The 14400-nt window shown below is 58.3% G+C and carries 14 protein-coding genes; 8 read left to right on the top strand and 6 right to left on the bottom strand.

Features of this window, described 5'->3' with window-relative positions; genetic code table 11:
- Positions 1-15 precede the first annotated feature (15 nt).
- From QPL94_RS02560 to QPL94_RS02540, 5 genes are all read right to left on the bottom strand, one after another.
- The gene (locus QPL94_RS02560; RefSeq protein WP_285355299.1) at positions 16-897 is read right to left on the bottom strand and encodes a DUF3034 family protein; all 882 of its coding nucleotides are present in this window, start codon (positions 895-897) and stop codon (positions 16-18) included.
- Positions 894-3167, bottom strand: a complete 2274-nt coding sequence (locus QPL94_RS02555; RefSeq protein ID WP_285355298.1) for a putative bifunctional diguanylate cyclase/phosphodiesterase — start codon at positions 3165-3167, stop codon at positions 894-896. The genes QPL94_RS02560 and QPL94_RS02555 overlap by 4 nt, the downstream gene beginning before the upstream one ends.
- Positions 3167-3826, bottom strand: coding sequence for a methylamine utilization protein (locus tag QPL94_RS02550; protein WP_285355296.1), 660 nt, complete (start codon positions 3824-3826; stop codon positions 3167-3169). Before QPL94_RS02550 ends, QPL94_RS02555 begins: the two co-directional genes overlap by 1 nt.
- Before the next feature lie 24 nt (positions 3827-3850).
- Positions 3851-4498 carry a hypothetical protein gene (locus tag QPL94_RS02545; protein ID WP_285355295.1) on the bottom strand — a complete coding sequence of 216 codons (648 nt, stop codon included), beginning with the start codon at positions 4496-4498 and terminating at the stop codon, positions 3851-3853.
- A gap of 203 nt (positions 4499-4701) precedes the next feature.
- The gene (locus QPL94_RS02540) at positions 4702-5973 is read right to left on the bottom strand and encodes an MATE family efflux transporter (RefSeq protein WP_285355294.1); all 1272 of its coding nucleotides are present in this window, start codon (positions 5971-5973) and stop codon (positions 4702-4704) included.
- Positions 5974-6237: 264 nt separating this feature from the next.
- Here QPL94_RS02540 and coxB point away from each other — a divergent pair, with 264 nt between their 5' ends.
- The 3 genes from coxB (at position 6238) to QPL94_RS02525 (ending at position 9989) form a co-directional block, all read left to right on the top strand.
- Complete coding sequence (coxB, locus tag QPL94_RS02535; protein WP_285355293.1) at positions 6238-7362, top strand: cytochrome c oxidase subunit II; 1125 nt, start codon at positions 6238-6240, stop codon at positions 7360-7362.
- A 103-nt stretch (positions 7363-7465) separates the two neighbouring features.
- Positions 7466-9052, top strand: coding sequence for a cytochrome c oxidase subunit I (gene ctaD / locus QPL94_RS02530; protein ID WP_137436564.1), 1587 nt, complete (start codon positions 7466-7468; stop codon positions 9050-9052).
- Positions 9053-9101: 49 nt separating this feature from the next.
- Positions 9102-9989 (top strand): cytochrome c oxidase subunit 3, encoded by an 888-nt coding sequence (locus QPL94_RS02525; RefSeq protein WP_285355292.1) that lies wholly within the window; start codon positions 9102-9104, stop codon positions 9987-9989.
- 19 nt (positions 9990-10008) lie between these two features.
- On the opposite strand, the gene QPL94_RS02520 is transcribed toward QPL94_RS02525, so the two are convergent.
- Entirely contained in the window at positions 10009-10212 is a 204-nt protein-coding gene (locus QPL94_RS02520) for a twin transmembrane helix small protein (protein ID WP_285355290.1), read from the bottom strand.
- A 50-nt stretch (positions 10213-10262) separates the two neighbouring features.
- Between QPL94_RS02520 and QPL94_RS02515 the strand changes: the two genes are divergently transcribed.
- Genes QPL94_RS02515 through QPL94_RS02495 form a run of 5 tightly spaced genes read left to right on the top strand, consistent with a single transcriptional unit; the run spans position 10263 to position 14376 of the window.
- Positions 10263-11003, top strand: a complete 741-nt coding sequence (locus QPL94_RS02515; RefSeq protein ID WP_285355289.1) for an SURF1 family protein — start codon at positions 10263-10265, stop codon at positions 11001-11003.
- Complete coding sequence (locus QPL94_RS02510; protein ID WP_285355287.1) at positions 10990-11634, top strand: redox-active disulfide-containing membrane protein; 645 nt, start codon at positions 10990-10992, stop codon at positions 11632-11634. The genes QPL94_RS02515 and QPL94_RS02510 overlap by 14 nt, the downstream gene beginning before the upstream one ends.
- A gap of 24 nt (positions 11635-11658) precedes the next feature.
- A complete protein-coding gene (locus QPL94_RS02505) occupies positions 11659-12765 on the top strand; it encodes a COX15/CtaA family protein (protein ID WP_502881505.1) in 1107 nt (368 codons plus the stop codon).
- A complete protein-coding gene (gene cyoE / locus QPL94_RS02500) occupies positions 12762-13685 on the top strand; it encodes a heme o synthase (protein WP_285355286.1) in 924 nt (307 codons plus the stop codon). Before QPL94_RS02505 ends, cyoE begins: the two co-directional genes overlap by 4 nt.
- A 22-nt stretch (positions 13686-13707) precedes the next feature.
- Complete coding sequence (locus tag QPL94_RS02495) at positions 13708-14376, top strand: SCO family protein (RefSeq protein WP_285355284.1); 669 nt, start codon at positions 13708-13710, stop codon at positions 14374-14376.
- The last annotated feature ends 24 nt before the right edge of the window (positions 14377-14400 follow it).

Here is a 14400-nt window from a genome sequence, read left to right as displayed (position 1 = left end):
GGGTCTCCCGGGTTGTCAGAAGCTGGCCTGTAGTGAAAGGTAGGCGCCACGTTGGTCTTCCAGGGTGGCGACATCCCCCAGGTTGACGAAAGCGGCCGTGACCGACAACCGTCTGTCGGGTACCCAGGCGATGAACACGTCCCACCAGTCATCCTCTGTGGCGAAGCCCAGGTTGTCGGGCTTCTGGCGGTACTCGGTGCCCACCAGCCACTGCCGCGTAATAAACAGCCCAACGCTGCCCTCCAACATGGCGTCATAGCTGTCGTTGCGGTCGCCGCCAAATCCCAGCAGGCCGCCCTGATTTGCCCGGGTGCCACGAAGAGTGGCGCTGACCAGCAGGTTGCGATCCATCACAGCTGCGAAGAAGAGTTTGCTGCCGCCGACATAGACATCAGTGCCGGTGTCGTCTTTGGCACCAATGGCGTCGGGTACCGTGAATTCCCGGTTGCGCTTGTGCTGCAGGCCTGCAGACCATTGCCCCCAGGGGCTGAAGAGCGCGTCTCCGAAGAGTCTGACTTTGAGCCCAAGAACATCCTGTACCAGTTCGTCTTCCTCGAGGCCGAATCCGTCCTTCAGGGTGAACACCAGGCTGTCCAGGTCCAGAGTCTGGCGCGCCAGGGTGAGTTCAATCCGGTTGTTCCAGGTAACGCCGGCTCCGACCACGGACAGGGTGTAATCGTCAGTTTCAGCATGGGACAGTGTCAGGGTACCGCCCCACTCCCCGTCACTGGCATAGCCGCCCAGCAGGGCCCAGGGGGACAGCCCGCCGCCGGCACTGCCCTCGACGGAAGTGACACCACCGGTGGCCCACAGCCGGCTGCCGGTGTCTGCCTGCAGGTTTGCGGATACCAATACCACCAGCATCCCTGCACTGAGTGCCCGGCCCACGCGTTTCATGACAATGTCTCTCCTGTGTGTGTGAGATCCCGTTGTCGATTCGACAGCAACTGTTCCGTGGCTTGCAGGTCGGATGCCGCGACAGGCCGGCTCAGGAAGAACCCCTGTCCCAGTTCACAACCCCAGTTCCGCAGCAGGTTCCAGCTTTCGACATTCTCGATACCTTCCGCCACAACCCGCAGTCCCAGTCCATGGGCCATATCGATGGTGGAACGCACAATTAACTGGTCCTGGGGTTCGGCGTCCAGATGAAGAACAAAGGACTTGTCGATCTTCAACTCCTGTACCGGCAACTTGCGTAATTGCGATAAAGAAGAATAGCCGGTACCGAAATCATCCACCGACAGGGTTACGCCCAGTTGTCGCAGCCGCCGCAAGGTTTCCAGGGCGGTTTCGGGGTCGTCCATCAGCGCGCTTTCGGTCACTTCCAGAGTGATTCTGGACATCGGCAACTGCCACCGTGAGAAGGCTTCGGCCACATCGTCGGGAAGATCCGGGCGGGTAAGATCCAGGGCAGAGAGATTGATGGCAACGCCGATATTCAGGCCGGCTGCATGCCACTCGCCGGCGTCTTCGGCAACCCGGTGGAGGATATGCCGGGTGAGTTCGTTGATCTGGCCCGATTTTTCGGCCAGGAGAATGAATTCTTCCGGGGAAACAAAGCCCAGCTCCGGGTGAATCCAGCGCACCAGCGCTTCGACCTGGTGAAAACTGGCGCAGACCATCTCCAGCTTGGGCTGATAGTTCATGTAAAGGCTGTTATCCGTTAGGGCGGCGTTCAGGTCAGAAATGATCTGCAGTTCCCGCAGATGATTTTCATCGTCGCCCGGCTGGTAATGGGTCACTGCCTGCCGGGATTTCTGGGCCTGCTCGAAGGTCAGGTTCAGCCGCCTGCGGACCTGGTCGGTGTTCATGGCATCCGCTGGCAGTTGAAGCGTCACCATCGTGCAACGGAGGGAAAACGGGGTGGTTTCGACCATGAGCGGTGACTCCACCGCCAGGCGAAGCCCGTTTGCCTGGGCTTCCAGTTCTTCCTCCGACTGCTGTGGCGTCATCATCAGGAATTCGCCACCCCCGGTCCTCGCCAGTGCGGACATGTCGGGGAGCTGGTCTGCAAGCCTCGCGGATACGGCCCGAAGTACCTTGTCTCCGAATTCCAGCCCGAGGGTGTCGTTTACGTCCGACAGGTCATTGATGCGAAGCCCAAGCAGGCAGCAGGGTTTGCCACTGGAGAATTGCTCACGCAATTGCGACAGGAAGGCATTGCGATTGGGCAGCCCGGTGATTTCATCGTGGCTGGCGGCATGGCGGATCTGGTCCTCGCGGTCCCGCAGCTTGGTCAGCATGTCGCCCAGCGCCTGTCGCAGTTGTGCCAGTTCGCCACCAGCACGGATGGGCGGAGGCAACGGGGTGCGGCCGTCACCGATCGCTTTGGCATAATCCGCCAGTTGCAGCACCGGGCGGCCCATGTTGCGGGCTATCATCAGCGCGATCAGAGCTGCCAGTACAAGAACTGTGCTGACCAGCAGAATGATTTCCACAGCACGGCGGTAGTAATTGGCCAGGCTGGCCTCACGGTTGATCTGCAGCAGCAATTGCAGGGCAGAGGGACCGTTTTCGGTCAGCTTGACGATGCGGGTGAAATATTGGGTGCTCTCGAGGAAGCGGGCTTCGCTGTTGGCACCGGTTCTGAATTGCGCCTCGGTGCCACTGAGGCGACCAATCACGTCACTCAGTTCGGCACCCAGGCTGAAACCGGCAATCAGCCAGGCTCGCAGTCCTGGCGCTTCAACAGGGATGGCGATCAGCTCGACGCCTTTATCCCCAAAAACAGCCATACGGCTGGCATAGCCTGACTGCCGGGCTTCGGCCAGCAACTGGCCGGACTGGAGTCGATCTGGCGGGGTGCCGGATTCTGCGAGCGCAATACTGTCGTTGTCCAGTAGCACGGCGAACCTGGCACCAACACGGCGGGCCTGATTGGCCAGGGCGCTGTCTGCAGTCGGGCGGTCGCCACTGGCAACGGCTGAGCGGAAGCCGAAGTCTCTTACCACCACGTCCAGCCGTGACAGAATCAGGCTGGTCCGGCGATCCAGTACTTCGTCTGCGACCCGTTCCCCCAGGCGCAATTGTTCCATGGCCCGAGCCTTTTCGTCCTCGAACAGATACAGCATCAGCAAGCCACCGATACTGAGGCTGACAACGGCAACCAGCGCAACCATGACGGTTACCAGACGCCCGCGAAACCCTATCCGGTGAGCAACAGCCATCAAAGCTCCCGGAACCGTTTCTGCAGGCCGTCCAGCCTGTCATCGCCGGCAGGCTCAGGTGATAGCTCAACGGATAGCTCAAGGAACTCGGGGTAGGGCTGGTTCACCGTAAAACGGGCCATACGGGTGTTATCGGTCATACGTGGATGCCAGATTCGCAGGCCGGATTCCGCGTTGCCGTTGGCGGATGCCGGCAGGCGCAGGTCCAATCGGCCCTGGTCATCGGTGTAACCGGCGGGGTTTACGTCGGTCACAAGGATGAAACCCTGCATGTTGTCATGGATGTTGCAGCCAATTTCTACCACGCCGGTCTGGTCGAAGGTGATGGGCTTCTCCGGTCGGCCAGCATAGAGTTCAAGATCGAATACCTTGGCTGGCGAGAAGGAATAGACGTGATGCTGGGTGTTGTCACGATTAGGGAAATCTACCTTTGAATGTCGTGCAATGACCAGGCTGTGGGGTTGGAATTCCCGGTTCTTCTGGATGATTTCCGCTTCAGCGGGCTGGTTTTCAGAACCACTGTCGAGAATGATAACCGCGTCCACCACCGGCTGGCCGGTGGTGCTATCGGTCAGCTCCAGTGTCAAGCCAGTGGGCTCGGCGCCATGGCAAAGGGGGCCGGTCAGCGCGATTAGCAGGGTAATGATTGGTCTGTACATTGCTTTGAGCCATCCAGGTCATCGTCATATGCCCGCGCCTAACGACAAGCGTATGTGGTTACGTACCAGCAGGTTTTCCCAGTAGTGTTTCATCCAGTCCCACGCCGCGTTCCTTGTCTGTTCTACGAACGGATCCAGATTCAGTTCGTAATAATCGGGTGTGCCGGCAATCTGCAGGACAGTAACGGTGATTGACTGGTCCAGCTCGTTGGCAAAGGGTTCGCCGATCAGTTGATGGGCAAGCAGGTTGGCCCGTGTTGCCTCCACGTCGACCAGTTCACTGGCTCGGGTGGAACGGTTGTTTTCGCACATTTCCTCCATCAGGCGGTGGCAGAGGTAGGCTCGTATGAGAAGGCCGTCGAGGCCGTCGTAGCGGACCAGAAGGACAGACGGCTGGGTAAAATAACCGGTCGCCGCATTCACGAATGGTTCAAACAGCTCTGCCTTGCCGGCTTCCCGGGCGCAGGCTTCCACGCATTCGATCAGTCGCGGCGCCATTTCAATGTATTCGATGGCAAACTGAAACAGGCAGGTGGCAGGCTGATAGCCGTCGATAGTGATTGTAGCAGGCAAAGACGACGCCCTCTCCCGCATCTGCTCGAGGAAGGTGCCGGAGCGGGCTTCCTGCCTGCGTGCCTGATCAATGATGTCGAGAACAGCCTTAGGTGTCATTTCAGGAGATGCCGGTCTCTGAACGGAATGGGGTCGCAAGGCGCCTCCCGTTGTACGCATAGGGTCGTCAGGGGGCACGGAAAGCGGCTGGCCACCGCAACATGCCTGCCTTTTCTCACAAGTGTAGACGAGTTTTGGCAGGCTGCTCTGGCATCCACATTAAAACCTGAACACGATGTTCATGAATCATTGCGCGCACTGGTCTATTGTTGCGAAAACCAGCGATCGTGTCGAGAATGGCTCAGAAAAAGCAATCCCATGGTGGCGGCACGTGCCAGCATCAGGCAGATCAGCGAAAACCAGAGCCCATGGTTCCCCCAGCCAGTGGTCAGCCACCACACCGGCAGAAATACCACAAGCGCCGAAAACAGCATGGTGTTCTGCATGTCCCGGGTGCGGGTGGCACCAATAAAAACGCCGTCAAGCAGATAACCCCATACGGCGGCCAGGGGTAGCACCCACAGCCAGGGCAGGTAGAGCCAGGCGGTGGTGCGTACTTCTTCAATGCCGGTCAGCAGGCTGATCAGGTAGCGCCCGCCCAACACAAAGGCCACCGTAAACAGTACCGAACCCCACAGGGACCAGCGAAAAGCCACCCGGAACACCTGGCGGAATTGCTGACGGCTGTTTTTGCCCACGGCCTCACCAATCAGCGCCTCGGCGGCATTGGCAAAGCCATCCAGGCCGTTGGAGATCACCAGCAGAAAAGTGATCAGGACGGCATTGGCGGCCAGTATGGTGTCGCCCTGCCTTGCTCCCTGGGCGGTAAAAAATGCCAGCACCAGAAGCAGGGCGATGGTTCGCACCATGATGTAACGGTTGACCTGCAGTATTCTGAGGTAGTCGTTCAGCTGGCCGAACAGGGCGCGGCTGAAACCTTGACCAGCCGGCATCCGCAACAGCACCATGCGAAACCCGATGGCCGCTGCAGAGTATTCGGCCAGCACGGTGGCCATGGCAACGCCGCGGCTGTTCCAGCCGAAGCCGGTGACGAACAGAATGTCCAGAACGATGTTGAGCCCGTTCGCCACAATCAGCATGACCATCGGCCCCTTGGGCAATTGAGTGCCGATGAGCCAGCCCACCAGGGTGTACTGGCACAGTACCGCCGGGGCGCTCCAGATACGAATGCTGGCATACTCTGCGGCAAGCGCTGCAACACGTTCACTGGGGTTCATCAGCTCAAGGCCGAGGCGGATCAGGGGCTGGTGGAGCAGGATCAGCAACAGCCCTATTCCGACAGCCAACAATACCGACCGCAACAACAGTGCGATCTGCGCGAATTCATCCCGCTTGCCCCAGGCCTGGGCTGCAAGGCCGGTAGTGCCCATGCGCATGAAGCCGAAGGTCCAGTACAGTATGCTGAACAGGTTTGCGCCCACGGCAACAGCGCCCAGGTATTCCGGGCTCTCCAGGTGCCCCAGCACAGCAGTATCCACCAGCCCCAGAAGCGGCACCGTGAGGTTGGTGAGCATCAGGGGCCAGGCCAGTGCCCAGAGCCGGCGATCCGTGGTGGTGAGTTTCGGGGACGATTCTACAGAAATGAAAAAAGTTCCTTCTTTAGTCGATTAATGGCCACTCGGACTTTCGCATTTTTTTGATCTGTGTCTATACTTGGTGCGTGAATTATCCATAGCAGACTTCCACTCTGGCCCGAACAGTGTGTGCGAGCACTGTCCGGAACAGAGGGATTGGACGCAAAATCCGACAAGAATAACACTCTGTGGAGACACAGTATTATGCGCGTGCACGCTAAGCGGGCAGGTGTCCTCTTGGGCGGACTTATGACGCCAGCGTTGTCCATGGCGGACTGGACGCTGAACATGAGTCCCGGGGTCACCGGTACCAGTAACGAGATTTTCAGCCTTCACATGACCATCCTGTGGATCTGCGTCGTCATCGGCGTTGTGGTCTTTGGTATCATGTTCTGGTCAATATTTGCCCACCGCAAATCTTCGGGTCGTAAACCGGCCAACTTCCACGAGAATACGCTGGTCGAGATTCTGTGGACGATCATCCCCCTGGTTATTCTCGTGGTGATGGCCATTCCCGCCACCGCGACGCTGGTCGACATGTACGACACCAGCGAAGCCGATGTTGATATCAAGGTCACCGGTTATCAGTGGCGCTGGAAATACGACTATATCAACGATGATTTCGGGTATTTTTCCAATATATCCACCAGCGATGACGAGATTTACAACCGCACCGCCAAGTCTGAAAACTACTTGCTGGATGTCGATAACCCGATGGTGGTGCCGGTGGGCGCAAAGATTCGCCTGCTGCTCACAGCCAACGATGTTATTCACAGCTGGTGGGTGCCTGAGTTCGGCGTCAAAAAGGATGCCATACCTGGTTTTGTTAACGAGGCCTGGACCAGAGTCGATGAGCCGGGTATTTACCGTGGTCAGTGCACCGAGTTATGCGGCGTAAAACACGGTTTTATGCCGGTGGTGGTAAAGGCAGTTCCTCAGGACGAATACGATGCCTGGGTGGCGGAGCAGAAGGAAGCCGCCCAGCGTGAGCGCGAACTCACCGAGAAAGACTGGACACTGGAAGAGTTGATGGTCCGTGGCGAGAAGGCCTACGCCAGTGCCTGTGCGTCCTGTCACCAGGCCGATGGCAGCGGGGCGCCACCAGCGTTCCCGGCCCTCAAAGGCAGCCAGATTGCCCTGGAAGATATGGATGCGCACCTGGATATTGTTGTTAACGGTGTTTCCGGTACCGCCATGCAGGCGTTTGGTGGCCAGCTGAGCGAAGTCGATCTTGCAGCGGTTATCACCTATGAGCGTAACGCCTGGGGTAACAATACCGGTGAGATGATTACGCCGAAAGAAGTATTCGAGTACAAGAATCAGGAATGATGAACCGGGCAGGCTATAACCAGAGTTAAAGCCTGCCCCGTCCAATTTCGCCAGACTAATGACATCACCAGCCAGAACAACACGGCGGTAACGGGGGTTTTTCATGAGTGCGGTTGCAGATACCCACGCCCAGGACGATCATCACCACGGCCCCGCGAAGGGCATTACACGGTGGCTGCTGACGACCAACCACAAGGATATCGGGTCCATGTACCTGATATTCAGTTTCACCATGTTCCTGCTCGGCGGGGCCATGGCCATGGTTATCCGGGCCGAGCTGTTCCAGCCGGGCCTGCAGATTGTTGAGCCGGAATTCTTCAACCAGATGACGACCATGCATGGTCTGATCATGGTGTTCGGTGCGGTCATGCCGGCCTTCGTTGGTCTTGCCAACTGGATGATCCCGCTGATGGTAGGCGCTCCTGACATGGCGCTGCCACGGATGAACAACTGGAGTTTCTGGCTGCTGCCTTGTGCCTTCCTGATTCTGGTATCCACCCTGTTCATGCAGGGCGGGGCTCCGAACTTTGGCTGGACCTTCTACGCGCCGCTGTCGACCACCTACGGCCCGCCAAGTACCACCTTCTTCATCTTTGCCGTTCACATCATGGGTGTGTCGTCGATCATGGGTGCCATCAACGTCATTGCCACCATCCTCAACATGCGGGCTCCGGGCATGACCCTGATGAAAATGCCCCTGTTCGTATGGACCTGGCTGATCACTGCGTTCCTGCTGATTGCGGTTATGCCGGTTCTGGCTGGCGTGGTGACCATGATGCTGATGGACATCAACTTCGGCACCAGCTTCTTTGATGCCTCCGGCGGCGGCGACCCGGTACTGTTCCAGCATGTGTTCTGGTTCTTCGGGCACCCCGAGGTGTACATCATGATCCTGCCGGCTTTCGGCGCGGTGTCCCACATTATCCCGGCGTTCTCCCGCAAACCACTGTTTGGCTATGCCTCTATGGTCTACGCGGTGGGCGCCATTGCCCTGCTGTCGTTCGTGGTCTGGGCACACCACATGTTTACCGTGGGTATCCCCATCGCCGGCCAGCTGTTCTTCATGTATGCCACCATGCTGATTGCGGTGCCTACCGGGGTGAAGGTATTCAACTGGGTGGCGACCATGTTCCGTGGCTCGCTGACGTTCGAGGCGCCGATGCTGTTCGCGGTGGCCTTTGTCATCCTGTTCACCATCGGTGGTTTCTCCGGGCTGATGCTGGCCATTGCACCGGCGGATTTCCAGTACCACGATACCTACTTCGTGGTTGCCCACTTCCACTATGTACTGGTGCCGGGTGCCATCTTCGGCATTTTTGCCTCGGCTTACTTCTGGCTGCCCAAGTGGACAGGCCACATGTATGACGAGACCCTGGCAAAAACCCATTTCTGGCTGTCTTTCGTGGGCATGAACCTGGCCTTCTTCCCCATGCATTTCCTTGGCCTGGCGGGTATGCCGCGACGCATTCCGGACTACGCGCTGCAGTTTGCCGACTTCAACATGGTGTCCAGTATCGGTGCCTTCATGTTTGGTGCCACCCAGATCCTGTTCCTGGTGATCGTGGTCAAGTGTGTGAAGGGTGGCAAGAAGGCTGCGGCCAACCCCTGGGATGGAGCGGAAGGCCTTGAGTGGACTGTTCCCTCTCCGGCGCCTTACCACACCTTCTCCACCCCGCCGGAAGTGAAGTGAGCGGCCGGGAAAATAATAAACGATAACGGATAAGCCATCGGAGATTGTCATGGCGGAAAACCAGACGTACTACGTTCCAGAACAGAGCAAGTGGCCGATTGTGGCCACTGTGGGCCTGGGGGTTACCCTCTACGGAAGCGCCTCTATTATGGTGAACAGCAACCAGGGGGAAAGCACCACCGGCGCCTGGCTGACGTTCTTTGTGGGCGCCGCCATCATGACCTATATGCTGTTCGGATGGTTCGGCGCTGTTATCAAGGAAAGCCGCTCAGGATTGTACAGCCCACAAATGGATCGCTCTTTCCGCTGGGGTATGAGCTGGTTCATTTTTTCGGAAGTGATGTTCTTCGCGGCCTTTTTCGGGGCTCTGTTCTATACCCGGGTCTTCGCCATACCCTGGCTTGGTGGTGAAGGTGATCGCGGCAGCTCCAACATGCTCTGGGAAGGTTTTCAGGCCACATGGCCGCTGATCAATACACCCAACCCCGAGGCCTATCCGCCGCCGGAAGGTACGATCGGGCCCTGGGGGCTGCCGCTGATCAACACCATTCTGCTGGTCACCTCGTCCTTTACGGTGACGGTTGCCCATCATGCTTTGAAGGAAGACAACCGCAAAAAGGTCAAGACCTGGCTCGCCGCCACCATTGCACTGGCGCTGGTTTTTGTATGTGTCCAGGGCTACGAATACGTTCACGCGTATCAGGATCTGGGTCTGACACTTCAGTCAGGCATCTATGGCAGTACGTTCTTCATGCTGACCGGTTTCCACGGCGCCCACGTGATATTGGGTACCCTGATGCTGGTGATCATGCTGATACGCATACAGAAGGGTCACTTCACGGGTGACAATCACTTCGGGTTTGAAGCCACGTCCTGGTACTGGCACTTTGTGGACGTGGTCTGGCTCGGACTCTTTGTGTTTGTCTATGTAATCTGATTGTAGTGAACCGGTGAGATCAGGGGGTCGGATTCAGCGTCAGGCTCCCTTGCCATAACGAAATCAGAATGACGGCCAGCAGCATCACGCTCAGTGCGACCCGCAATGCCAGGGAATTCAGGACACGGTTCGTTTTCCCGCCATCCTTGATCAGGAAAAACAGCCCGCTGAACAGGCTCACCAGAACCGCCAACATCAGTACGACAATGAGAAACTTCAGCATGAAAAATCCTGTTTACGGGAATATTGGTCAAGAAACCACTATAGCAGAGCATGTCTGATCCGGCTGATCAATCCCGCCGACAGTGGCATTTTGATTGGCGGCTTTTGCTGTTTTCGGGGCTGTTCCTGCCGCTGCTGATTGGCCTGGGTGTCTGGCAGCTGGAGCGGGCACAGGAGAAAAAGACACAACTGGCCCAGTGGCAGCAGGAAGCTGGTAGCCTGAGCTGGGTGGAACTCGAGGCTGCAGGCCTGGAGGCCGGTCAGCCGGTCACTATTTCCGGCCGTTACGGGGAGACTTCATGGTTGCTGGATAATCGTACCCGCGATGGTGCACCCGGATACGAGGTGCTGACGCTATTCTTGCCCGAACAGGGTCGCCCGGTGGTGGTGAACCGGGGCTGGCTCCAGGCCCCCAGGAGACGGGACGAGCTGCCGGAAATCAGCCGGCCAAACGGTGATGTCCGCCTGCAGGGCCGCCTGAGTGATTTCCCCGAGCCGCCAGTACTGAAGGATGTGTCCCGGGAGAGTGATGAATGGCCACGGCGAACCCAGTCACTGTCCCATCAGCAGGCGCAAGAGGTTCAGGCAGATGTGGCTGGTCTTGTACTGAGGCTTTCGGGTCCCGAACAGCCCGGAGCCTACCGCGCAGACTGGGCTCCGGATATGATGGGGCCGCAGACGCATTACGGATACGCATTGCAATGGTTTTCACTGGCCGCGGCACTGGTTATATTGACGGTGGTAGCGAGTTATCGCAAAACAGGAGCCAACGACGACAATGACAACGGCTGAGAAGATGCACCAGAACGACCAGGAAGACGCGGTTTCCCCTGAAAAGGTCCGCCGCGGCAGACGAACAGCGCTGTTGCTGTTTGCCATTGGCTTTGGCCCGATGATTTTTGCAACGATCATGTACTATACCGGCTGGCTGAACCCGACCGGTCATAGCAATAATGGCGAACTGATCCAGCCACCCGCGCCCCTGGCCCAGATGCAACTGGAAGGTGCTAACGGCAAGCCCCTCGCAGACCGTTTCGGTCCCGAAGCGGTTGACCCGGAATGGATGATGGTGGTGGTGTCTGGCGATTGTGCAGCGGATTGCGAAGAGCTCCTGTACCGCGCCCGTCAGGTCAATATTGCCTTGGGCAAGAATGCCAACCGTGTCAATCGGGCCGCCTGGCTGGGCTCTGTTTCGGAAGACCTGACCGCGCGCTGGGATGATGAGTACCGTTCCATGGAACGCCTGAGCATCTCCGGCAATGGCTCTCCCCAATGGCCGGCTGGCATCAGCCCGGAGCAGGAGCCCCGAATCTTGCTGGTGGACCCCTTCGGTAATGTCATCATGCACTATGGTAGTGAACACACCGGCAAGGACATGCTGAAAGACCTCAAGCATCTGTTGAAACTGTCGCAGATTGGTTAATGATGATTGCCGGGAGATCCAGCGTTGAACGATATCCGGAATAATACGTCCCGCCATGCCCGCATACTGGCGCGCTTGGCTCTGCTGGCGAGCTTGCTGGCGGTCGTGGTCATCATGCTGGGCGCCTGGACCCGGCTGGTAGATGCAGGCCTGGGATGCCCTGACTGGCCCGGCTGCTATGGATTTCTTACCGTACCCCAGGACGAAGCACGGATGGCCATCGCCAATGCCAGGTTCCCGGAAACGCCTGTAGATGTACAAAAAGGCTGGCCGGAGATGATTCACCGCTACGCCGCCGGTACTCTCGGGCTGGTCGTCTTTGGCCTGGCAGCGTTCGCTTTCCGCCATCGCAGGGAAGGGTTGCCCTACAGGTTGCCACTGTTTATCGCCCTGTTCATTGTGCTTCAGGGCGCATTTGGCATGTGGACGGTTACCCTGAAGCTCTGGCCCCAGGTGGTTGCGCTGCATCTGCTTGGCGGATTTACCACCCTCAGCATGCTCGCTCTGCTTACACTGCGGTTGCGTGGCAAACAGCAGCGGGCTGCCGCCGGGCTGGAGAAGGCAGGGCCTTCCGGGCGCAACGGCTTCCGGCCCTGGCTTTACGGCGGCCTTGTGTTGGTCGTAATGCAGATAGCCCTGGGTGCCTGGACTGCGGCCAATTATGCAGCAGTGGCCTGTACCGACCTGCCAACCTGCCAGGGCGAATGGTGGCCTGCCGACATGGATTTTGCTCACGGGTTTGATGTTACCCAGCACGTGGGACCGAATTACCTGGGAGGACAGCTGACAGCGGATGGGCGGGTTGCCATCCACGTCACCCACCGCCTGGGCGCCGTGATAGTACTTGCGTACTTCACGGTATTTCTGGCATTACTGTGGCGCAGAACGAGGCGGACCTCCATGGCACCGCATGTTCAGCTGGTGGCGGTAGTACTGATGGCGCAAATTGCGCTCGGACTGGCCAATATCGTGTTCCATATTCCCTTGTCAGTGGCGGTGGCGCACAATGCCATGGGTGCGGGGTTGCTGCTGAGCGTGATCAACCTGCTCTGGCGCTTTCACCAGCAGGAACTGCCGCAACCAGCGGACGCAACACATACAACAACAATTGAGCGAGAGGTGACGGCATGAGCGAGCGTGTTGAGGCACTGCCGGCGCAGAACACAACCAGCAGATCCGATTCTGCGAGCATTTCCTGGCGTGATTTTCTGGAGCTGACCAAGCCCACGGTCGTGGCGATGATGATCCTCACCTCGGTCATCGGCATGTTGCTGGCCACTCCGGGCGTGCCGGGCTGGGAAGTCCTGCTCTATGGCAACCTTGGTATTGCCCTGCTGGCGGGCGCCGCTGCCGTGGTCAACCACGTGGTTGACCAGAAGATCGACACCGTCATGGCCCGCACCCGCAAGCGGCCCGTTGCCACCGGAAAGATTTCCCCCCTTGATGCATTGATGTTTGCGACTGTGCTGGCGGCTTCGGGCATGGTGGTTCTGGTATGGCAGGTAAATGCCCTCACGGCGTGGCTGACACTGGCCTCACTGGTCGGATACGCCGGCGTGTATACCCTTTTTCTAAAGCGCATGACGCCCCAGAACATCGTGATTGGTGGCCTGGCCGGTGCCATGCCCCCCTTGCTCGGCTGGACAGCGGTTACCGGGCAGGTTGAAGGGCACGGCCTGCTGCTCGTGCTGATAATTTTTGCCTGGACACCGCCGCATTTCTGGGCCCTGGCCATTCACCGCAAGGAAGAATACGCCAAAGCGGGTATTCCAATGCTGCCGGTCACCCACGGCAACAAATACACCGAGCTGCATATTCTGCTGTATACCCTGATGCTGCTTGCGGTCAGCCTGCTGCCGTTTGTTACCGGCATGTCCGGGATGATCTACCTGGTAGGCGCCCTGGCCCTTGGCCTGCGCTTCCTGCAGTATGCAGTGCGCCTGCTCCGGGGTGATGATCGCCGGGTAGCATTGAACACGTTCAAATACTCCATCACCTACCTGATGGCTCTTTTCGTCGTGTTGCTGGTCGACCATTTTGTGTTTTTCTGATTACTGATCTGCCGGAGATTTCATGGACCGTTCGATTCGCCTGACGCTGATCATCCTGCTTTTGGTTATCGTGTTGATCTTCGGGCTGGTGGTCGGACGACAGGTACTGCTAGTCGGGAATGACGAGCCCTCTCCCGCACCAGAACTGAGTGAGATCAACGCCTACGTGTATGACCAGGGCCGCGAGCTTGCCGACTTCGAACTGGTCAACGAGCACGGCGAAACGGTCACCCGCGAAAGCCTGCGGGGACAATGGACCTTTGCCTTTGTGGGCTACACCAATTGCCCGGACATCTGCCCTGCCGCCATGGCCAACCTGCGCAGAACCGACAACCTGCTTCCGGATGACCTGCCCCAGCCGGAATTCCTGCTGATCACCGCAGACCCGGAACACGATACGCCGGAAAGACTGCGGGAGTACGTGCAATTCTTCGGCGATGACTTCCATGGCCTGACCGGTGATCTGGAAACCCTGAGGCAGCTGGCCAGAAGCCTCAATGCGGCCTTTACCCACCGGGAGGTGGACGGTGAACTGCTTGTAGACCACAGTGGCCACTTTGCCCTGATCAATCCGGAAGGTAAAATGACTGCAGTGCTACAACCCCCGCACAATCCGGAAGACCTGGTGAAGGCCTACCGTGAAATCTACGAGTGGGCCCGCGCCAACCATCCACGGGCTTCACAATCCTGATTCGTTACGCGGTTTCGCCTTGCT

This window comes from Marinobacter sp. SS13-12, assembly GCF_030227115.1.
Classification (GTDB): Bacteria; Pseudomonadota; Gammaproteobacteria; order Pseudomonadales; family Oleiphilaceae; genus Marinobacter.
Note: the sequence above shows the minus strand (reverse complement) of the source record. Positions and strands in the feature narration are given on the sequence as shown.